Genomic DNA, 19,867 nt, shown 5'->3' on the forward strand with positions numbered 1-19,867 from the left:
CGGACCCCGGCCGGCCCGCACCGATCAGCCGCGACCCGCTGCGGCGATCGTCTCGGCGGCGTTCTCCAGAACGCGCTCCAGCTCATGGGCCATCTGCGGCCGGTGCTCTGCGATCGTCGCCCGGAACCACGAGCCGCCCGTGTGCTGCGTGACCCACACGTCGCGCTGCCCGAAGACGGGGTGACGCCAGCCGCGCGGATCGTCCAGGTAGCGGGGCAGGCTCGCTTCCTGCGGGTCGCGCATCCCCGTGACGATGCGCACCCCGAGCCCGCGACCCGCACCTGCCTGGATCGCCACACCGCTGGCAACGCGGCGGCGCAGCCCGGTGTGCTTGCGGCCGTGCACCGGAAGCGACTTCACCCGGCGCTTGGCATCCTCAGCCGCGGGCCTGGCCGCCTCCCGCATGGCCTTGCGCAGCTTGTCGGGAAGATCCCGGTCAACCTCGCGCAGCGCCAGCGAGACACGCTTCCACTCGTCGCCCAGGCGGACGTTGTAAGTCGCGCGACCGGCAGCCATCAGGCGGTCGCCCGGGTGATGCCCGTGCGCTGCGTCGGGAACGTGACCTCAGTCTCGGAGAGGTCGCCGACGTCACCGGCGAGCGGCTGGTATTCGAGCAGGATGCAGGTACCGGTGTAGCTGGGATTGCCCGCAGAGACCGCGGCGGCGGTCGGCTTCACGACGACCACGAATTCGGTCTCCAGGTCCCACAGCGGGAAGAGCGTTGCGTCCACCTCACCCGCCGCGAAGTCCTGCTGAAAATTGAGGACAAAGGAATCGTCCTTGAGACCGGCGACGCGCTCACGTCCGGCACCGGAGAAGTTGGTGGTCTCGATCTCGTCCTTGACGAGATTGATTTCCACGCTGGAAACATGGTCTGAGAAGTTCACCCCGTTGACGACTATGTCGCAGGAGCGCAGGACGATCTTAGCCATCGCTAGCCTCTTCCTTGTCGGCCACCGATGGCCGTTCCGTGACAGGCCGCACGTGTCCGGCCTCGATAAGCGCCCGCTCCTGGGCATGAGTAAGGGCGAGCGTCACCCGCTCGCCCCTGGTCTTTCCGCCTACGGTTTTCGGCCCGATGACCTCGTAATGCCGTTTCACCGGCTCTTCCCTCGGGATACGCAAAGACCGCCTCGGCGGATCTGCCGGGCGGTCTTGTACGGGAAGCGGCTGAGGTGTCGGGCGATCGCTCGCCCTGGGCATCAGCTCATCCTCACCACAGCGACTTGGAGGGTGGCGCCGGAATTTGTGGCCGTTAGCGTGGCCCTGCCGGTTCCGTCGCCGCCGTCGTACTCCTTGCGCAGCGGAATCCACTTCTCGCCGGTGGTCGCGGGCACCGTGATCTGCGGATCAGGATTCGCCTGGCCGTACGAGGTATTGCCCAGGACGGTGACGGTGACGACCGCCGGTGAGCCGCCGGTGTTCTTGTAGAGAACGAAGGTGTTGTGTCCGTTGCCGATTTCGGCAGTGTCGGACGCTGAGGAATTGACGGTCGTCGGCGCGGTGCCCGCATCGACGATGTTCTGTGTAACGAGCGCTGCCATTGCTTCCTCACTCAATTACTGGGTGTGCGCACCGTGAGGCGCACGACAGCGCCCACATGCTGAATTCCGGCGGATGCAAAGCTGCCGCCGTACTCACGGATTCCCTCCGCGTGGGCGTCCGTTCCGTCGGCCAGTCCGAGATCCGGCGCATTGAAGATGATCTGCCGGATACTCTTCGGACCCTTGCCCGTGACGTACTGATCCAGATTCTTCTGCGCCAGAGCCGGATCGCCGTAGGCGACCAGGACGAAGAGGTCGAGAGTCCATTCGTCCATACCCCGGCCGAAAGCCCCGTTGAAGTCGCACGTCATTCCGTCCGGGCGCGGCGCAGGCATCGGCACGACGGCCGGTACCTGTTTTACGGACGGCACTTCGGAATAGACGCTGAGATCCGGCACAGCCGCCTTCAGCGTCGCCTTCAATGCAGCCCTGATCTCCGTGAGGGATGCCATGTCACCTCACTCGGATCGGGTCGCGGCAATAGCGCGAGAGCTTCGCCATCGCCATGCGGTTCTCGCGGACTCGGATAGCGCCGAATTGATCCATCCCGGCCACGCCGAAAGGCGCGTCTTTGATCTGGAAGGTTTCGGCGGCCATGATCAGGCAGGCCTGTTTGACCGGCGCCGGAACGTCGGCCCATCCCCACTTCGCCGTGACGCTGACCGTGCTGCCGAAAGCAGCCCCTCCCGCCGCGTAGACCTCGCAGAACGGCCAGCCGGGCATTCCGTCGACCACACCGTTGCGGGGGCGCAGTACGTAGGCATCGGACATCCAGGCCGTACCGTCCGACTCGATGACGAGATCCGCCGTGTCATAGAAGTCGTCGACCCGGACCCACTGCGTGACGCTCGGCCCCTCGCGCAGGCGGTAGATCTCGTCCGGCCCGTACTCGCGAGTCGTTGCCGTGGCGTCCTTGTTGAACTGGCGGCCACAGTGCTGCTCGATCTCCCTGCTTACCGAATCCAGTACGTCGGCCAGGGCGTCGTCATAGGTGGCGACTTCGTCCAGGTTGGGCAGGCGGACCTTCAGCTCTGCGACGGTGGCGTACGGATCGCCCAGGGGCATGACTCAGACCCCCGTCCGCAGCACCTTCACCGCTCCCGCTGAGGTACCGGCAGCCGATACGGCATACAGGGCCTCGCCGATCCCCAGGTCGACGCGCCAGGGGAGACTGGCTCCCGCGGCGAGCGAATAGCCGTTGGCCGTCGTCACCCCGGAAGGACCGAGGAAGACCGCAGCCGCGTCCCCGTTCGTGACGTAGATCGACTGCCCCGCCACGCTGTCCGTATCAGCAGCGCTCAGGAGCGTCGCCGACGTCGCGACGGTGACCGCCGCACTTGAGACGGCCATATCTCACCGCCTTTTGTTGGCGGTCGGGGTCCGCTGCTTGTTCGCGGCCGGGGGCGCCTTCTTCTCTTCCGGCTCAGCGGCCGACTCGGGGTCGACGGCACCCAGACGCTCGGCTTCGTCACGGGCAACCACCGCACCCGGTGACCAGTGCAGCCATCGGGCCTCGGGGTCCGTCTCGGGGACCACGCGGCTGCCGTCCTCGACAAGACACCAGTGCCGGTCGATCGTGATCCAGTCGCCCGCCGACATCAGGTCAGCTCCACGTACGCGACGACGACCGAGCAGACGCCCGCCGTCACCGCACCCGCCGCGACGACCAGGCTGATCGACCGCTCGGCTGTCGCCTTAACCAGGTCGGCGTCTGAGGCGTCGACCAGCAGGCGCTTCACGCCCGTTGTCGAGATGACCGCGGGGCTCGCGTTGGTGAGCGCCGCAGCCCTGAGGTCCCCCGCGGACTGCACGGTCAGCGCGACCGTGGTCGTGGTCGTCGGCGTGAAGGCGGTGGTCACCTCGACGAAGGCGTCCAGCAGGATGGCCCCCGACGGGATGGTGTCGCCGCGCATGGTGATGGTGCCGATGGCGCCGCCGTCCACGGCGAAGTCGTAGAAGGCCCGTGCGTACTTCGCACGGCCGACGAACCCCCCCGAACCGATCTTTCCTGTACCGGGCTGAATGTTGCCCATAGCCATTCCTTTCAGCCGGGCACGGCTGTTCTTCGGGCATGACAAAGGGGCCGGACGCGGAGCCCGACCCCTTCGGTGTAGTGCTGTATCTATTTGTTCAGGTAGTCGACAGCAGCCTGAAGGCGGGCGGGATCATCTCCGAGGAACCCGATCCCCCGATTGCAGCCTGAGCAGAGGAGACCGCGCACCCTGCCGGTCTTGTGACAATGATCCACATCGAAACGCTTGTTCTCCGCGCCAGGCCCGTTCGGAAGGCCACCGCAAATGGCGCACGTGCCATTCTGCTGCTGGACCATCAATTCATACTCAGGAAGAGTTATCCCGTATTTACGCTCAAGATGCCTGGCAAACGCAGCCTTCTCGACCTCTGGCTTGCTGCGGTGCTTCGCCCCGGCGATGGAGGCGCAGGCGCGACAGCGGACCTGCCTTCCATCAGCCTTCGTCTTATTGATCGAAAAGTCTTCCAGAGGCTTGATCGTGGTACACGCCCCGCAGTGCTTGAAGCCCTCCGGGGCCGCGACTCCTTTGTCGGCTATGCGGCACGTGTACGAGCAGTACAGGCCGCACCCCTTCTTTATGAGGGCAGCAGAGACGTAAAAGGCGCCCGCGCAGAGGAGACACTGCCGATCCTCGCCGGTTTTCGAGCGGGCGGGCTTGCAGGAATAGCATCTGAGATAACTCCCTCTGCCAGCCCTCACTTCACGCAGCGGCCCAGAACAACTAGGACATGACGCGTTTTGATTCATGCCCTAGCTTATCCCGGCGCAAGGCTCATCTTCAATTTACAAAAGCCGCTGCACTGTCTTGCTCCAGCAAGATCACAGGCCCGTGACCACGCCAAACGCCTTGGGGCGATAGTGGATGGCCGCTGCACGCATGTCCGCTCGAATCGCGAGCTTGCCCTTTACGAAGTAGTCAGAATGCGAATTACTGACCTGGACGTCGATTCCTCGGCGCATTGCCAGCTCCGCGAAGTTGACGTAGTCGCCCAGGACCACCTTCGTCGAAGTGACCGCCGTGGTCTCCACGACCGGGATTCCCCACAGCGTGAAGGGACCGACCATCGAGGGGTGACCCCAGATGTACTGGCCGTCCGCCGTCTTGAGAAGCCGGACCGATTCCCACTTGGCGGGCGCAATAAACATTACCGATGGCTCGGCAAATCCATTGTCCCTCACCTTACGGGCACACCGATACACGGCGTCCGGAATAGGGTCAGAACCAAGTGCCTGCGTCTGAATACCCACCACATTCTCAGTACCACGCAGGTTCGGCGCCGTACCGTTACCCACCAGAAGCTGGGAATCGAGCCGCTGCTGAATCATGTTCGGCAGACGGTTCTGGACGTAGCCCTGTGCACGCGGCTCATCTTCGAACTGCTCGTCTGTGACGGGCAGGAAAGTGGCTATCTTGCGCACCGGCTCCTGCCGCTCGGTCAGCGCAAGCGCCGACTCGGGATAAGCGCCCTGAGAATCCGCCTGATTGGCCTCTGCGGTCTCCGCTGCATTGTTCGTGTAGGTCGTTTCCTCCATATACACCACGGCAGACATCCCAGTGGTCGTGTGGGGGAAATAGGACGCCACATGCACGGCGGGCCGCATCGGCATCAACTCAAGGCGGCCCGTCCGCGTGTCCTCGGAGTCCCAGCCGGCCGGTGTCTCCATCAGCGTCTTCAGACTGATGTCCAGGTGCGCGGACGGCCCCACACCCGAGCCCGGCTTGTAGCCCTTGAAGGCCGTGGACTCAGCGAAGGCCCTGCCCAGGTGGACCGGACCGCGCCCACCCTTCCGCTCGGGCTCACGCTCCTTGCCCTTGGCGCCGTCGCCCTTCTCGACATCCCCGCCCTGCTGCGCCTCAGCCGCAGCCCGCGCCACGATCAGGAGTTCGTCGACCTTCTTCTTCCGCTCGACGATCTCTTCGTTCATCTTGCGGATCTCTTCGACCTTCGCCGTAGAGTCGCCGGACAGGGACTTGACCTTGGTCATGTCGTACTCGGCACCGGCCTCTTCGAAGACGGCCGCGAGCCCCTTGCGCTTCTCGTCCAGCGCTTCCTGTGCCTGCTTCAGAGCCGGAAATTCAACAATCCGGTCAGAGTCGTTGTACATGTGATCCCTCTGCTTTAGGGCATGAAAAAAGCCCCCGGCTACCGGAGGCTTGGCGGAAACTGCCGCTGACTTACATGCCGTTGGCCAGGGCGATGGACCGAAGGAAAAGCTCTGCCTTCTCGTCCTCGCCGGGACCTTCCGGCTCGTCCTGCTCGACAGGCAGCGACATCAGGGATTCGAGGCTCTTCAGGTCGTCGGCGATCCAGCCCAGGATTTCGCCGTTGACCTTCGAGAGGCCCTTGCCCTTTTCGCGCCGCAGAGCGACCACCCTTGACGCGCTTTCGATTGCGCCCGACACGAGCGTGAGAGCCGTGACCAGCTCTTCGTTCAGGGTCGGGTTCTTCACTGACGCAGAGCCGCGGTCCCGCAGCTCCGGTGCGTCCCTGTCGGCGTCCAGAAGGTGCGCCGACAGATGCCTGTAGACGGCCTCACGGTCGGCGTCGGGGATACCTGCGTCCCCTGCGCCGTTCAGCTTGGCGATGCCCTGAAGGCATGCGCGAAGGTTCGCCGGACCGTCGATGCCGTGGTGATGAGCGAAGCGATACGACGCCTTCAGCTCCGGGTCGCCGTCCGGGTCGACCCAGGCGAAGACCGTGCGGAGCTGCGACGGCCGTGCGTCCTCGGGGAGGTCAGCCACCGTCTTGGCGCCGTCCCACTGACGGGCCAGCGTCGCCGTCTCCCGCGCCGGAATGGGTCCGCGGACCGCAGTGCCCGCCTTCGCCTCCGCAGGCTCTGTGTCGGCGCCCTGGCGGCTCTTCACGGACGTGGTGCGCGTACCGACCCCGGCACCCAGCAGGACGGGGCTGACTTCGTGGACCTTGACCCGATCCAGGTACCGGACCTGCCGGTCGCCCTCCTTGCCGTAGGAGTGCTCTTCGATGTCGAAGCCGTAGCTCCACTCCCCCAGGCCCTCTTCAGCCAGCGCCTTGACGGTCTCGAAGGTGTCCTTGCCGTGGGCGGTGTTCATGAAGAACTGGCCTTCGAGGACGGCCTTCTTGCCCTTGACGCGGATGATGCCCTTACCGACCGGCAGTGCACCGTCCCAGGACTTGTGGCCATACGCGCTGATGGCCACCTTGGCGCCGTCGGTGAATGCGCCCTCGCGGGTGAAATCCCCATCGAGATCACGCACATTCATCGTGGAAAAGACGGCCGTGACGATGCCCTTGTCTGCGTCCTTGATCTCCAGGCCGCCGGGCAGGCTCTTACGCTCCATCATCTTGTCCTTCCGGCTGACCGGGATCATCTGGTTCTGGTGGATCGGCTGATTGCCCGGCGGGGAGGGCGGGGGGTTCGGGCTGCGCTTCAAGCGGCGGCTGCATCTGCACGGAGACCAGGCCGGTGTGATGGCCGATCAGCAGACTGACGTCCTCATTCACCACGGCCTTGACGACGGCGTCCGGCTCGAAGCCGGACTTGATCCCGGCGTCGATGGTGTTGAGCTGGACGCGCATGATGTCGGCCCGGTCGCGGGAGTCCTCGCGCAGGAAGGCCACGTCTCGGGTGTCGAACCACAGATGCGTGCTGGCGCCCGACGGCTTGAAGAGGACTTCGAGGCTCGCCGCGGCGATCCGCCAGAGCGGACGCATGGTGCCGTCGGCGAAGCGGCGCCTCGATGCCGCGAAGTTGCTGGTGTTCAGGGCGCTGCCTTGCAGCCCCTCGGAGAAGCCCACCCAGGACGGCGGCACCCCGGCGGCGCTCGCTATGCGCGCCTCGCCCTTGCCGACAGTGGACGTGAAGTCGAGCTGCCGGAAGTCGTGCGTGAGAGGCGTGACATCCGCACCGCCCTGAAGGAACAAGGTTTTGTAGGCGTTGAAAGCGCCCTGATGTCCGGCCTTGAACGCCTTGACGAAGGCTTCGAACTGCTCCTTCTGGACGTCTTTGTCAAACCTGACGACCATATTCGGCACGGCGGCGTGTTCGAAGAACGTCTTCTTATGAATCGTCGAAGCAGAATCTGCCTCGATCTCGCGCAGGACGGGCGTCATCCACGACATGCCCCTGAAGCGCGCCGCGGGATCAGGAATGGGCGAGTAGTGCGCAACCTCACCGGGCAGCAGCAGGACCGCGCCGCCCGTGGCGTGGGGGCCGCCCGATGCCATGACGCCGAACTGCCTGGGCTCGTAGAGGTAGCCGATGATGCGGGCGTCCGCCGCGTACAGGTCGCCGCTGTGCGAGCCGATGACCATGGACACCCAGTCAGGACGCAGCCGCGCCAGGCGCAGCCCCGGACCGCTCGCCGCACCGCCGTAGCGGCCCTGGTCATCGGTCTTCGTCCAGTAGCTGTTCCCGGCGAGCGAAGCATCCTGCTCCATGCGCGCCAACAGCTCGCCGGTTGTGCCACCGGGCCACGGTCGTTCGAGCAGGTTCAGCTCTGCGTTGGAGAAGAGATCGCCGGGCCTGCCCTTGTTGAACTGACGCCACATGAACCGGGCTTCACTGAACACCATCTGACGTGCGACGATGCAGGAAAAGATCGGCCCGTTGCGCTTGAAAGCTCCTTCGACGTAGCCCTCGAAATCACTCTCGATCCGCTCCTTGTCCGCCGTGCTGCCCATGACGAAAGGAGCGGCATCGAGCGACCAGAAGTCGGGCTGCGTGAAGGACTTGGTGCTGCGGGTGAAGAACGGCCACTTCCACGACCAGGCCACGGTCACCCCCATGCGCATCCGGCTTCGACGGGCTTCCTGGCCGGCTTCTGCTGAAGGCCCCACATCGCGAGCGTCGCGGCCTGGAGCGGTGAGATGTCCACGGCCGCGCCGCGCTGGTCCCAGGCCCACAGATCGGCGACGGTGCGCTTGTCGGCGCCCGCCACGGCTGCCGTCAGCGGCACCTGGTCCAGGTGCACAAGGGTCGGCGAGTTGCCCCGCATCGGGACCACCGCACTGGCGAAGGACCCGCAGGCCTGCGCGAACTCACGGGCGGTTGGCGAGATCACCGTGATGCCCGCCTTCTCCAGTGCGGGGATCAGTGCGCCCGCCTGGCTCGCGCGGTTGATGACGACCGCGCGCGGACGCCAGCGCGCGGCCAGCTCCTTGACGCGCGCCACGATCCAGCGATCCCCCGGACGGTGGTCGAGCAGGCGCTCGCCATCACTCGTGATCTCCACGTGGGTCAGGCCGTCGGCGTTGAACCCGGCAACCGTGATGCAGCCCGCCTTGCGGTCGGGCGTCAGCTCGATGCCGAAGGACAGCTCGCCGTCCGGCATCGAGCCCGCATCGACGCAGGCCTTCCAGGACGCTTCGTCGATCACCCGCCACGACTCGCCCTCGACCGGCCAGTCACCGACGCCCAGCCGCTCGCGCGCGAACTCTTCGGCCGACATGCTGCGGCGCTCCGCCTCGATGTGCTCGACCGAACGTTCCGGGGAGCGCGTGCCGCCGATACGGATGCCGAAACCCGGGTTGGCCCGCGGGTAACTCGCGTACAGGCGGGACAGCTGCCGGTCGTGCTCTTCCTGCGTCCAGCGCGGATCGGCCTGGAAGTCCTGGCGGTCGTGGTCCTCGCAGTCCACCGGGCAGAAAGCGGTGCATGCGTCGATCGACCATTCCAGGTAGCACAAGCGAGGATCGGAGCCCGCGATACCGCGGGCGCGGACACGGCCGAGAGCGGTGGAGTCCTTGTTGCCGGACGATCCCGTGTACCAGACCTGCGGGTCCGGCACGGCGCTGAGCGTCGGCAGGATCGAGCCCACCGCGCGGTCGGTAAGGATCATCGCTTCGTCCAGCACGAGACGGTCGCACGTGAAGCCACGGCCGCCGCCCGCGGTCCTGCTCCGGAAGCGCAGACGGCGCAGTGCCCCGTCGCGGAAGACCTCGATGCCCTCTTCGCCGTGACTGCGGCTGACGCGCCGGACCATGCGGTCCAGGTCCGGGGTGTTCTCGATCAAGCCCAGGATGCGCTTGAAGGCTTCGAGCGACGTGTCGAACAAGTGGGCCGAATGGATGCACAGCTCTTCGTCCAGCAGGTAGAGGCTGGCCAGCTCGATGGCCTCCAACACGGCGCCCTTGCCGTTCTGGCGGCCGACCACCAGGCCGACTTCGAAGGCGGACCAGGAGCCGTCGGCGCGCTGTCCCAGGGCCTCTTCGAGGACCAGGCGCTGCCACGGGTCCATCGGGAGCCCGGCAATGGCCGCCAGCTCCGCGACGTCGGCGCCCGCACTGGACACCCGCGGCGGCGCGGCGAGAATCCGGGGCCGCTGGTCGCCGCGCCCCGGTATGACCGCGCCGCTCATGCCCCGGTGCCCCTGCGGCGCCGTCCCGTGCCCTGGCGGCGCGCGGCGTCCGTGCTGCCGCCAGTACGGCGCTCCCGCAGCTCATCGAGCTGCGACCGCCGCGCCGTGTCGGGGATCTTCTCCAGCTCCTCAAGCACCTTGATCAGGCGCAGCATCAGGGCTGAGGTCTCCGAGCCGGAAGAGCGCCGCAGCTTGCCGCAGTCGCAGCACTCGATGTCGCCGCTGATCTCCTTGGCCAGGTGATCCCGCATCGCCGTGTACTGGGTGCGCTTGTCGCCTTCGGCGATGGCCTCGCTGAAGTCGCTCACGTGCCGCGCACCTCCCCCGCCACCACCAGGCGCCGCTGCGGGCGCGGCTCTACGCGAACGGTGCGGTCCTCGCCGGGGACGGCCAGCGTGCGGTTCTCCGCAGTGACGGCGATCGTGCGGGGCTCCGCGGGGATGTGCAGGACGCGGGACTCTTCGGACACGATCGTGATGCGCGGCCCCGTGGCGCGGGTCTCGGCATACACGAGCACCGCAGCCGACGGCGCGGCCACCGTGAGCGTGCCGTCCAGCGACGCGGCAGCAGCCAGGGCCACCGCGGCGGACGGCGCGAGGACAGCCACGACACCGGGCGCCGCGACAACACCCGCGCCCGCGAACGCCGGCACGGGCACCGCGGCGGACAGCGGCCCGCCGGTCACCGCTTCAGCGGCAAGGGCCACGACAACCGACGGGGCCACCGCCGACAGCCCGCCGTCAAGGCTCAGTTGACCGGCGGCGGACGCGGTCGCAGCAGGCGCCGTGAGCGCCAGCGAGGCCGTCACGCGCACCGTGGCGGCGATGCTCACGGCCGCAGACGGTGCGGTGACCGGCAGCGTGCCGCTCGCCGTCGCTTCGGCGTGAATGTCGACCGAGGCTGCCGGTGCGACGGCGAGCAGCGAAGCGCCGGCCGAGAGCGCCCCGGCGGCGTCCACCGCGGGGGCGGGGGCGGTCGCGTCCAGGTCGCCGGCGACGCGTACGAGCGCAGTGAAATCGGCGCCGGGCGAGGGCGCGGTGACGTCCAGCAGCCTGGTGGTGCCGCCTCCCAGGATCACCACGGGCACCGGGGCCACGACGCGCAGCGCGTACGGCAGCTGCCCGTCCAGAGCCACGACAGCAGCCGGCGCGACGGCGAGCAGGGACGCCTCTGCGATGACATCGGCGTCGGCATCGACAGCCGCAGAGGGCGCCACTACGGCGAGCGTGCCCGCGGCTGTCGCGGCGCCCGCGAGGTCGACGACTGCGGAGGGCGCGGCAGTTGCGAACGTGCCTGCGGCGGTGACATCAGCCGACGCCGCCACGGACGCAGCAGGCGCCGTGACGGCGAGGGTTGCCGTCGCTTCGGCGGCAGCCGTCACGCTGGCCGCGGCCGACGGAGCCGTCACCATGACGGTGCCCGCCGCCTCAGCGGCACCTGATGCAGTGACGACGACTGAAGGGGCGGTGACGGTCAGATCGCCGGTCGCGGGGACTGCCGGAACCTGCTGAGCGATGATCGAGGCGCCTGCGGGCTGGCCGCGTCCGAGCCTGGCCATGCCTCACCGCCCTAGTGGATCAGCATTCCTCGAAGACGATGTAGGCGATGGCGGTCAGGGTCGCCGCCGTATTGATGCGCAGCTGGCAGTACTTCGACGGGCTGACCACCGGCTCGCGACCGAGCGGCCACTGCTTCTCGTACTGCGTCATGGGGCCGACCAGGGCGCCCGCGAACTGCCGCTCGGTGGTGTTCGTGGTGATGGCCACCGCGCCGTACGCCGTGGACCCGGTGCCCATGGTGAGCGAGCTGGCCTTCGCGTTGTCGCCGATGGGCATCACGGTGGACGTGCTGTGCGCGGTCATCGAGGTCGTCGCGGCACTGGCCTGCGCGAGCGTGCACACGGCAGGCGAGCCAGCCGCCGTGCCGCTGAAGGACACGCCCCACTCGACGATGCGGATGCTGATCGTTGACGGTGTGGCGAGCTGGATCGCCACCTTGGCGTTCGCGGCGTAACTGGTGCCCGCCATCACGCCAGTCGTCGCGTCGATCGCGCAGTTGTAGGCGACGTACAGACTCACGCGACACCGGCCACGCCGTAGACCAGCAGATATGCACCGTCGCGGTTCGCTCCCGCCGGGATGGTGACCGTAGTGCCAGAGATCGAAGCGCTGGCCGCTGCCGCCACCGTCGTACCCATGAGGACGGCACGCTTGATCACCGTGAACTGCTGGATCACGTCGATCGTGTCGCCCGCGCTGATGTCGCGCAGGGCGTACAGAGCGACGCGGTCGCTCTCGCCGTTCATCCACATCAGCGGGTAGCGGTTGGGATCGAGAGCTGCCACGTCGTCACCTCACCAGGTAGAGGCACGACGCACCGCCGTGCTGTGAACGAGAGGGGGAGCGGCGACCGCCGCAGGCTCTTCCATCAACGCCCCGGCCGCGAAGCACCAGATGATGTTCGAGGCAGACGCGGTGCCGGTCGCGGTGAGCGTCGGTGCGCTGCCGGTGCCCAACTGCTCGACGAAGATCACGGCGGGCTTGGCGGTGCTGTTCGTGGTCATGTAGACCTCGCCGCGCTCCACCCACGAGCCGCCGGGGCCCGCCAGGTCGAACGACTGGGTGTTCCACGTGCCCATGACGACACCGGCCATATGAAGTGCCAGGTCAGAGGCTTGTACGCCGGTCAGTGCCACACTCGTCTGGGGGGTGCCGCGAGTGGAGCGGAAGACGCTGCCGGACGTGCGGAACGGGTCGCCGGAACTGATCACGCCGGTATAGCGGAGCATCGCGATCGCGGCGTAGTCGCCGAAGCTGGCGTCCAGGGTGACGGTGTACGAGGCGGGCTCGGACGACGCGCGCCGCCAGAACAGGACGACCGTGTTGTCCTCCGTGCCGCCGCCGTCGGCGGTGGCCTTCTGCGTGAAACCGGTGACCGTGGGGTCCACGCCGACCGACTCAGCGACGCAGACGCCCAGCACCAGCATGTCGCCGTTGACCGTGCCCGCGGGCACGTTGATGGTGCCGGTGGCGGCACCATTGACGGTCGCCGTCGTTGCATTCTGAAATGCAATCGGCATGGGGAGACCACCGCCTCCCCATGCACTACAGCTCCACGGCAGTCACATTCGAAGATCCGCAGTCTTGGCAGCGGTGAACAATGCCCTTGCCATGACGGCCCGAACGAAGCTGAAGATTCTCAAGGCGGTTGTCCAGGCGGTCACCGTTGATGTGGTGCACCGTTTCGTGCGGCTCAAGGGGACGCCCGATGGCCTTCTCCATGACCTCACGGTGCTCGATGACCACCTTGCCGCCGCGCGTGAAGCGGCGGTATCCCGAGCCATCTATATAGCCTTCACCGGCTACGGCTGGGGTTTTGATCTCGGCTACCCCTGGATCTCCAGTCCGGTACCAGCGGGAATAGTGCGTGGAGCACCAAGTCCTATTCCGAACGGACCTCTCGCAGCCTTCGACACTGCAAACTGGGCGCGAAGGATCAAGAGCGTTGCCCTTGGTGGTGGAGTAGTGCCAGTTCTGCCAGTGCGGGTTGCACCAGCCTCGGCCGTAGACGGGGCGACCGCAGTCGGGCTCTTTACACAAAGGGCCGCCGAACTCGCCACGCTTCTTGGCGGCTCCATAGTGAGTCGAGCAGTAGCCACGCGCGACCTTAGGGCGGTCGCACCCATCAATGGTGCAAGGCGTCTTCATCTCTAAATTCTACGACGCCTTTGACGTCACGTCAGCTTACAGATGGCCCTGAACTGCCCATATGCCAGATCAACTTGCAGGCATCGTGAAGGTCCCTGACGTAATTTCTACCGAGACGCCGTTCGAGATTGTGGTGGTGTTAAGTTGCAACTGCCCGCCGCCGCCCGTCGCCGTGACGCTGCCGTCGAAGACAGTGCCCGGCGTGCTGCTCGCGCAGCGGAACCACGCTGCGGTCCCGGCCGCGACGCCCGTCGTCGACAGGGGGACCGCGGCCAGCGTGCACACGCCTGCCGACGCGGACCCGAAAGCGGGATCGTCCAGCGTGAAGGTGGCCAGGAGCGTCTGGCTCGACACCGCCGTATTTGCATTCGCAGGCTGCGTAGCCGTGTAGATCTTGATGGTTCCGGCGCCCGCTCCCCCGTCGATCAGGTCGACAGCCGCATCGGCCATCGCGTTCTGCGTGGCGGTAGCCAACTGGACAGCCATCTGCGTTCCTCTCGGAGAGTCGGTTCACCAGGAGCGGGAGCCCGCAGTGCGGGGCACCGCGGACGAAGGCGCCGGGGCGGGCGCGTCACGCGGGCGCAGCCGGGCGGCCTCGCGGTACCAGCGCCTGACGCCGTCCATGTAGTTCTCGGGACGCTCGGCGCGGCAGCGCGCTTCGACGACATCGCGGCCGGGGTCGAGCGTGACGACCTCCGCGCCGTGCTTGCTGTAGCGCTCCATCGCGGGCGCCTTCGGCACCGAATGGATGATGTAGACGTCGTGCGTCTTCACGTGGCGCAGGGCCTCGCTGATGGCAGCCTCACGAGCGCGGAAGGCGACAGAGGCCAGGGGGCGCTTGTGGCCGTGCGGGGTGGCATGGATCGAGGTCAGGGCGTTCGCCAGGCGGTCGTAGTCGACGACGATGTCACCGGGCTTCGCGCGGTCGTTGACCCACGTACTTTTACCTGCGGCGGGCGGGCCGATGACCACGTACAGCGTCACCGGTTCTTGACCCGGACGGTGATGCTGCGGTCGTCGATGCGGCCGGCGGATGTCGTGATCCGATTGGTCGCCGTGTAGGGAGTGCCGGGCGTACCGCCGGACAGCCAGGCCGTGGCAGACGTCGCACTGTGGGCGTCGCTGTCGAGCGTGATCCCTGCCGACACGATGACCAGGGAGTCAGTGATCGTCTCGCCCGGTTCGAGCCAGTCCGACCAGTCCCATACCCAGTCCAGGACGGCGTCCGGGTCCTTCTCCCACACATTCGAAGCGGCCATGGTCACCCCCGCTGAATGAATAGAGAAGATCGATATTCAGAAATCCATTCAGGACCGCACGCCGCTAACGATCAGTTGATCACACGGAGCTGACGATCTCTCAGGTTGATCTTGCGGATGATCCACTGTGCATTTGCAGCGCAAAGTGAATCATGACGATGATCCACTCCTTAGAATGGACCGATCAAGCTCTGACCTGCACTTTTGTTAACGATCAGTCATTCGCTGACACTCCGTCAGATCAACTGAAATCGATCAAGGCTCTGACCTGGGGCTTTGTCCGCAAATTCAGTAGAGGGTTAACCCGGAGATAGGAGCGTAGCGGGTCACCAAGCGATCTCTTTGCAGCAAACCCCCACCCCCCTATGCGAGTTGACCCGGGCTCGGCGATCACGGGTGCGCGCATCGCGCTCGCCCCCTCCCTCGTCGCCGGTGCATCCGCCCTGCATAGCGCTATTCAGCGCCGCAACACGGCCTGAGCGCACGGAAGTTGCATAGATCTATACAGGTCGCGGCAGAGATCCATTCACCAGCGCTTCGAGGCAGCCACACGCGGGCGCACGTCGCGGTTGCCCTTCTTCTGGTTGCACAACCGGTGCGAGGGCCTGAGCCACTGCACGTCATCGGGGTCATCACCGCGCGCGAGCAGTACAGCGATGGACGGCTCGTGATCCGCTTGCCATGCCATCGGGTCGAGGTAGTGCAGTGCCATGTCGATACCTTGACCACACAGGTGACAGATCGGTGGTGCCTCGCGCTTGAGCTGCGCGACAGCAGCACGCCATCGTGCACCACTGCGACCGGCACACCTGGTCACCGGCACGGTGCACCTCCATGGGGTGGGGGTACACCGGTGCCGGTGCAGGGTGGGGCAGGTAGCACAAGCGAGGCAGGGCTAGCCCAGGTGCAGCACCTGGCCGGGGTGGATCAGATGCGGGTTGCTGCCGATGACCTTGCGGTTGCCTGCGTACAGCGCCTGCCATCCACCGCGCACGTTGTGCTGTGCGGCGATGCGTGACAGGTAGTCACCTGCCCTGACCTTGTACGCCTTGCCACCCCATGCAGCAGGCGCCCTCTTCGCAGGCCCGCCCTCACGCTGAGCACCCCTGCTGTCCTGCGGTGCCGCCCTCTTCTGCGGGGCAGCCGCCCTCGGCTTGGCAGGTACGCCCTGGTTCTTCGACGGGGAGGGGGTGGCCTTGGGTGCAGGCCCCCCGAGTGTCGAGCCACCGGGGCGTACGACAGCGGTGAACGCACTCGCATACCAGCCTGTGCGCCACGGTGCGACGCGTACCGGGGTGCCGGGCTTCGATGCCTCTACGATCTTGCCGCCCCCGATGTACAGCGCCACGTGCCCGCCACCGCGGTAGATCACCAGGTCGCCGGGCCGTACCTGCGACGGGGACACCCGCGTCAGCCCGGCCAGCTGCGCCTGTGACGTACGCGGGATGGAGATCCCCGCCGCACGCCACGCCGCCTGCACCAGACCCGAGCAGTCGTACGCGTTCGGCCCTGTTGCCCCGTAGATGTAGGGCTTGCCGCGCTGCGCCAGGGCGAACGCCACGGCCTTGGCCGCAGTGCCCGAGATCTGCGCCTTGGGCTTGGCCGGCGCCGCCTTCTTGGGCACGGCCTTCTGCACCTTGGGCGCCGCCTTGTACGGCTTGGCGCCGCCGCGGGTGAGCCCGGCTCTGACGCTGCACACGGGCCACGCACCGGGGCCCTGAGAGGCGAGCACCTTCTCGGCTATCTGGATCTGCTGCGCCTTGGTGGCCAGATCCGCGCGGCTCGCGTACCGGGTGCCGCCGTACGCGCGCCAGGTGGACGCGCTGAACTGAAGGCCGCCGTAGTACCCGTTACCGGTGTTGATGTTCCAGCGATTGCCGGACTCGCAGCGGGCGACTGCGTCCCACACGCTGACGGGGGCGGCGTCTGCCGTGCCGGTCCCCACTACTGCAACGCCTGCGCCGACGACTGATGTTGCGGCCGTCGAAGCGATCATGCGTTTCGTGCGTACGGCCTTGGGCCGCCTGTGCCTATTGCGGTCGTGCCCCATAAGAGATCTCCGATGGGTCGGGTCCGCCCCCGCTCAGACCACCCGCGTTTGCGGGCATGAAGAAGGCGGCTCACAGCGGAGCCGCCGGAATCCGTGGCCGTCGCCACAGTGGTGAATGGGCGCCTCGGTTCAGGAGGAACAGGGCGCAGCAAAACGCCCGCTCACGCTGTCTGCGCGGCGGGCTGACGTTCTATCAGGCACTCTGCGGCCTGGGACACTCGGGCATGGAGGTGCCCGCTGGTTCGTAGTCTCGGTCACCGATTTGCCTTTGTCAACAAGTTGGCTTCTCTCGGACGCTCCCAGGGCGGGACGCCGTTCTTGCGCAGATACTCACGCATCGCTCGGTCCACTTCACCTATGTCCCACCGCGCCTGCCGTTTGCCGGAACCGCCGTACCGATTGATCTTGCCGTCACGGCACCACCGATAGATGGTCCACACAGCGGACTTCATTCGGGGATCACTCATGCTCGCGTGCTGATCCCGGATCAAGTAGTAGGCGGCGAGCCGTGTATCCACGAATCGGGCATGTGCGTCCACGGCTGACCACCTCGCAGATCAAGAAGGTGCTGGAACAGCTCCTGCGTCATGTCGAACCACTCGCCCTTGATCCGGTTGGCGTTGAACTGCCGGTGACGCAGGCTTTCAAGCTCCACCTCACCCGGCTCGACAGCCAACAGCTCATCATGCGGTATGCCGTACAGACGCTTGGTCAGATTGGTCGTAGTGCCGATCTTCACACGGCAGCAGAACCGCAGGTAGTAGACAACGTGCCCTTCTGGATACGAACGACCGAAGACTTCCGCGACGCGCAACCTCTCGACTTCGTCAGCGACCCTCTGTTCTTCCTGCGCCTCACGCTCCAACCGCTCCCGCTCAGGACGTTGCTCCTCAGCGATCTTGGCGTATATGGCCTCCATGATGGCCTCTCGACTGCCATACACGGTCAACGGCCTGTCAGGCGACGATTCGGTACGTCCGTAACCGTCAGCACCGTAGAGATGCAGTCGCTGGTCGTAACTCACGGGCTCTCGCTCCCCTCCCGAGCAATGACCTCCGCGACCGCGGCAGCTGCGAGTCGCGCGATGTTGTCGACGGAGTTGATGTAGCCGTCCCCGACCGAACGGAGCGTCAGCGAAGGGTCACCGGTCGGACTGACTCGCGCCCACGCATCCAGCACGGCGTGCACGAGATCCTTGCGCACACCGACACCCTGAGCGCTGTACACATAGCCATCACGCATCGGCGTGTCGTCCTCTGCCACGTGCATGAGTTCCACTACGCACCCTCTCCTTCCAACAGGTTGATCCAATCCCACCTGAAGTACCTCTGACCGCACCCCGGTGCATCCGGCGCCCCGATACATCGCACATCAGATGACGCATCCTCAGCCACGATCAACGCACCTGAGCAGTTGCCGCACACGGTTTCTTCCAGCATCCGCTGCGGCGAGTCGTATTCGAGGATGATCCGCGCCGTCTTGACCAGCTTGCGCAGATCCTCTTTCACGTCCACCACGAGCGAATAACCGCATTCGAGCGTCCCGTCAGAGGCCATCGCGGACCAGTCCGCTATCTGCCGCAGCACGGCAGGAGCGGTAATGCGCGGAGCGTGAACGTGGTCCGGGTAAAGCTCCGCACGGAGCTTCCCGTGATGAAGCCATGCAGTCGCCTGGATCTTCATCAGCAATTCCAGCGCCTCACCGTTTCCGGGCGGGTTGGAATGAGGCTTGTCGCGGGCGCCGCTCCCCGATCCGCTGCCATTGGCGACGGGCTCGGAAATGGCTTCCTGCAACTGGTCGACAAGCGGCGGCTGAAGCGCCGATCTCGCGCGTTCTTCGAGCCGCTGCGGACACACGCATACGTAGTGCTTGCGTCTGCCCGGCGTCATGGCCGCTCTGCCGATCTGGCACAGCGGCGCATGCATCTGGATCATCACCTGGTATTCGATGCGCTCCTCCCATCCGTCCAGCAGCTGGCGGACAAGGTCGGCGACGTGCTCAGCGGGGGTCACGGGCGAGCCACACGGCGAGCCGGCGCGCCCGCTCGGTCAGGACGGCGCGGTCATGGAACGGGCAATCCGTCAGGGGCGGCACCTGGCCCCCAGGGTGCCTCTCGCGGTGCAGATACGCGGCCAGCCTGGCTATGTCGATCATGATTTGCCTCTCACGTGATGGATCATGAGGACGCAAGAAAGCCCCTGAGGGCGCCTGAGCGCCTTGCAGGGGCCGGGCGGACTCCGGGAGCCGGGAAGGGCTCACAGGCCGCCAGAAGCGAACGGTGACGGCCGCACGGGGCCGTCACGGGCAGACGTCGTGGACCGCCCAGCGGTGGGTGTCGTACTCGATCGCCCAGTGCGGTTCCTGATCGAGGATCAGATTCCGGCAGGTAGCGCACCGCAGCGGCCGTGACGTCCAGCTGTGATCAGAAGGGCGGGACGTCGCAACGCTCGCAGGAGCGGGGCTCCGGTTGCCCGTGAGAGCCGTCACGGAGGCACAGGGGGACTCCCGGCGCCCAGTAGCGCTCACACGGGCTCGGGGAGGGTCCGCGGCCAGCTCCGTGACCCTCGTGGCGTCCAGTCCGAGAGCCCCGCAGGCATGGGCCGCCACGATGGCGCACGGCGTCGCGGACACCGAAGCGGTGCGACGCCTCAGATGCCAGGGGCGGCCCGCCTGGGTGAGCACGTCGTACGTCGCCAGTCCGGCGATCAGCGCGGCCCTGTATCGATCTCCGTCCAGCGGTGTGGGGTCTGCGGCCGTCGCCAGTCCCGAGACCGTTGCCGCGAAGACGATGCCGCCGCAGCGGTTGCAGGTTGCGAGTTTGATCTCTGTGTCTATGAGGTTTCCGGTAGCCGTGGTCTTCCTCCTTCTTCTTTCCTGCCGCGGCTCAAGCCCGCGGCTCAGTCACCCCGTTAAGGGGGGTGAGCTGTGAGCCGCA

The 19,867-nt window shown here is 66.5% G+C and carries 28 protein-coding genes; all 28 read right to left on the minus strand.

The annotated features are described in order from the left end of the window. Window positions 1–24: 24 nt before the first annotated feature. The 28 genes from ABZ906_RS11365 to ABZ906_RS11500 all read right to left on the minus strand — a co-directional run bounded on the left by ABZ906_RS11365 (window position 25) and on the right by ABZ906_RS11500 (window position 19,086). Window positions 25–516 (minus strand): hypothetical protein, encoded by a 492-nt coding sequence (locus ABZ906_RS11365; protein ID WP_361380448.1) that lies wholly within the window; start codon window positions 514–516, stop codon window positions 25–27. Next, a complete protein-coding gene (locus tag ABZ906_RS11370; RefSeq protein ID WP_361380451.1) occupies window positions 516–932 on the minus strand; it encodes a hypothetical protein in 417 nt (138 codons plus the stop codon). Before ABZ906_RS11370 ends, ABZ906_RS11365 begins: the two co-directional genes overlap by 1 nt. Window positions 933–1,202: 270 nt before the next feature. Further along, window positions 1,203–1,544, minus strand: coding sequence for a hypothetical protein (locus tag ABZ906_RS11375; RefSeq protein WP_361380453.1), 342 nt, complete (start codon window positions 1,542–1,544; stop codon window positions 1,203–1,205). Window positions 1,545–1,555: 11 nt separating this feature from the next. Then, window positions 1,556–1,996: a hypothetical protein gene (locus tag ABZ906_RS11380; RefSeq protein ID WP_361380455.1), complete on the minus strand. Its 441-nt coding sequence runs from the start codon at window positions 1,994–1,996 to the stop codon at window positions 1,556–1,558. A 1-nt stretch (window position 1,997) separates the two neighbouring features. Continuing rightward, window positions 1,998–2,609, minus strand: a complete 612-nt coding sequence (locus ABZ906_RS11385; RefSeq protein WP_361380458.1) for a hypothetical protein — start codon at window positions 2,607–2,609, stop codon at window positions 1,998–2,000. A 3-nt stretch (window positions 2,610–2,612) separates the two neighbouring features. Then, window positions 2,613–2,894 (minus strand): hypothetical protein, encoded by a 282-nt coding sequence (locus ABZ906_RS11390; protein ID WP_361380461.1) that lies wholly within the window; start codon window positions 2,892–2,894, stop codon window positions 2,613–2,615. A 3-nt stretch (window positions 2,895–2,897) separates the two neighbouring features. Next, window positions 2,898–3,143: a hypothetical protein gene (locus ABZ906_RS11395; protein WP_361380464.1), complete on the minus strand. Its 246-nt coding sequence runs from the start codon at window positions 3,141–3,143 to the stop codon at window positions 2,898–2,900. Further along, on the minus strand, window positions 3,143–3,577 hold the full coding sequence (locus tag ABZ906_RS11400; protein WP_361380467.1) for a hypothetical protein: 435 nt from the start codon (window positions 3,575–3,577) through the stop codon (window positions 3,143–3,145). Before ABZ906_RS11400 ends, ABZ906_RS11395 begins: the two co-directional genes overlap by 1 nt. A gap of 89 nt (window positions 3,578–3,666) precedes the next feature. After that, window positions 3,667–4,323: an endonuclease VII domain-containing protein gene (locus tag ABZ906_RS11405; protein WP_361380470.1), complete on the minus strand. Its 657-nt coding sequence runs from the start codon at window positions 4,321–4,323 to the stop codon at window positions 3,667–3,669. A gap of 72 nt (window positions 4,324–4,395) precedes the next feature. Next, the gene (locus tag ABZ906_RS11410) at window positions 4,396–5,682 is read right to left on the minus strand and encodes a phage major capsid protein (protein WP_361380473.1); all 1,287 of its coding nucleotides are present in this window, start codon (window positions 5,680–5,682) and stop codon (window positions 4,396–4,398) included. 70 nt (window positions 5,683–5,752) lie between these two features. Continuing rightward, on the minus strand, window positions 5,753–6,928 hold the full coding sequence (locus ABZ906_RS11415; protein WP_361380476.1) for an HK97 family phage prohead protease: 1,176 nt from the start codon (window positions 6,926–6,928) through the stop codon (window positions 5,753–5,755). Beyond that, on the minus strand, window positions 6,888–8,345 hold the full coding sequence (locus ABZ906_RS11420) for a phage portal protein (RefSeq protein WP_361380479.1): 1,458 nt from the start codon (window positions 8,343–8,345) through the stop codon (window positions 6,888–6,890). The genes ABZ906_RS11415 and ABZ906_RS11420 overlap by 41 nt, the downstream gene beginning before the upstream one ends. Continuing rightward, window positions 8,336–9,916 (minus strand): terminase, encoded by a 1,581-nt coding sequence (locus ABZ906_RS11425; protein ID WP_361380482.1) that lies wholly within the window; start codon window positions 9,914–9,916, stop codon window positions 8,336–8,338. Before ABZ906_RS11425 ends, ABZ906_RS11420 begins: the two co-directional genes overlap by 10 nt. Then, complete coding sequence (locus ABZ906_RS11430) at window positions 9,913–10,224, minus strand: hypothetical protein (protein ID WP_361380485.1); 312 nt, start codon at window positions 10,222–10,224, stop codon at window positions 9,913–9,915. The genes ABZ906_RS11425 and ABZ906_RS11430 overlap by 4 nt, the downstream gene beginning before the upstream one ends. After that, window positions 10,221–11,474, minus strand: coding sequence for a hypothetical protein (locus tag ABZ906_RS11435; RefSeq protein WP_361380488.1), 1,254 nt, complete (start codon window positions 11,472–11,474; stop codon window positions 10,221–10,223). Before ABZ906_RS11435 ends, ABZ906_RS11430 begins: the two co-directional genes overlap by 4 nt. Before the next feature lie 19 nt (window positions 11,475–11,493). Next, entirely contained in the window at window positions 11,494–11,994 is a 501-nt protein-coding gene (locus ABZ906_RS11440; protein ID WP_361380491.1) for a hypothetical protein, read from the minus strand. Next, window positions 11,991–12,260 (minus strand): hypothetical protein, encoded by a 270-nt coding sequence (locus ABZ906_RS11445; protein WP_361380494.1) that lies wholly within the window; start codon window positions 12,258–12,260, stop codon window positions 11,991–11,993. Before ABZ906_RS11445 ends, ABZ906_RS11440 begins: the two co-directional genes overlap by 4 nt. Before the next feature lie 9 nt (window positions 12,261–12,269). Next, on the minus strand, window positions 12,270–12,995 hold the full coding sequence (locus ABZ906_RS11450; RefSeq protein ID WP_361380497.1) for a hypothetical protein: 726 nt from the start codon (window positions 12,993–12,995) through the stop codon (window positions 12,270–12,272). Window positions 12,996–13,020: 25 nt separating this feature from the next. Then, the gene (locus tag ABZ906_RS11455) at window positions 13,021–13,197 is read right to left on the minus strand and encodes an HNH endonuclease (RefSeq protein WP_361380500.1); all 177 of its coding nucleotides are present in this window, start codon (window positions 13,195–13,197) and stop codon (window positions 13,021–13,023) included. Window positions 13,198–13,692: 495 nt separating this feature from the next. Then, entirely contained in the window at window positions 13,693–14,109 is a 417-nt protein-coding gene (locus ABZ906_RS11460) for a hypothetical protein (RefSeq protein WP_361380503.1), read from the minus strand. Window positions 14,110–14,133: 24 nt separating this feature from the next. After that, window positions 14,134–14,607 (minus strand): hypothetical protein, encoded by a 474-nt coding sequence (locus ABZ906_RS11465; protein WP_361380506.1) that lies wholly within the window; start codon window positions 14,605–14,607, stop codon window positions 14,134–14,136. Then, the gene (locus tag ABZ906_RS11470) at window positions 14,604–14,882 is read right to left on the minus strand and encodes a hypothetical protein (protein ID WP_361380509.1); all 279 of its coding nucleotides are present in this window, start codon (window positions 14,880–14,882) and stop codon (window positions 14,604–14,606) included. The genes ABZ906_RS11465 and ABZ906_RS11470 overlap by 4 nt, the downstream gene beginning before the upstream one ends. 526 nt (window positions 14,883–15,408) lie before the next feature. After that, a complete protein-coding gene (locus tag ABZ906_RS11475) occupies window positions 15,409–15,594 on the minus strand; it encodes a hypothetical protein (RefSeq protein WP_361380512.1) in 186 nt (61 codons plus the stop codon). A 183-nt stretch (window positions 15,595–15,777) separates the two neighbouring features. Then, on the minus strand, window positions 15,778–16,878 hold the full coding sequence (locus ABZ906_RS11480) for a transglycosylase family protein (protein ID WP_361380515.1): 1,101 nt from the start codon (window positions 16,876–16,878) through the stop codon (window positions 15,778–15,780). A 541-nt stretch (window positions 16,879–17,419) separates the two neighbouring features. Next, complete coding sequence (locus ABZ906_RS11485) at window positions 17,420–17,956, minus strand: GIY-YIG nuclease family protein (RefSeq protein ID WP_361380518.1); 537 nt, start codon at window positions 17,954–17,956, stop codon at window positions 17,420–17,422. Beyond that, window positions 17,953–18,210 (minus strand): hypothetical protein, encoded by a 258-nt coding sequence (locus ABZ906_RS11490; RefSeq protein ID WP_361380521.1) that lies wholly within the window; start codon window positions 18,208–18,210, stop codon window positions 17,953–17,955. The genes ABZ906_RS11485 and ABZ906_RS11490 overlap by 4 nt, the downstream gene beginning before the upstream one ends. Continuing rightward, window positions 18,210–18,944, minus strand: a complete 735-nt coding sequence (locus ABZ906_RS11495; RefSeq protein WP_361380524.1) for a hypothetical protein — start codon at window positions 18,942–18,944, stop codon at window positions 18,210–18,212. The genes ABZ906_RS11490 and ABZ906_RS11495 overlap by 1 nt, the downstream gene beginning before the upstream one ends. Beyond that, window positions 18,931–19,086 carry a hypothetical protein gene (locus ABZ906_RS11500; protein ID WP_361380527.1) on the minus strand — a complete coding sequence of 52 codons (156 nt, stop codon included), beginning with the start codon at window positions 19,084–19,086 and terminating at the stop codon, window positions 18,931–18,933. The genes ABZ906_RS11495 and ABZ906_RS11500 overlap by 14 nt, the downstream gene beginning before the upstream one ends. Window positions 19,087–19,867 lie beyond the last annotated feature (781 nt).

This window comes from Streptomyces sp. NPDC046925 (assembly GCF_040644915.1).
Classification (GTDB): domain Bacteria; phylum Actinomycetota; class Actinomycetes; order Streptomycetales; family Streptomycetaceae; genus Streptomyces.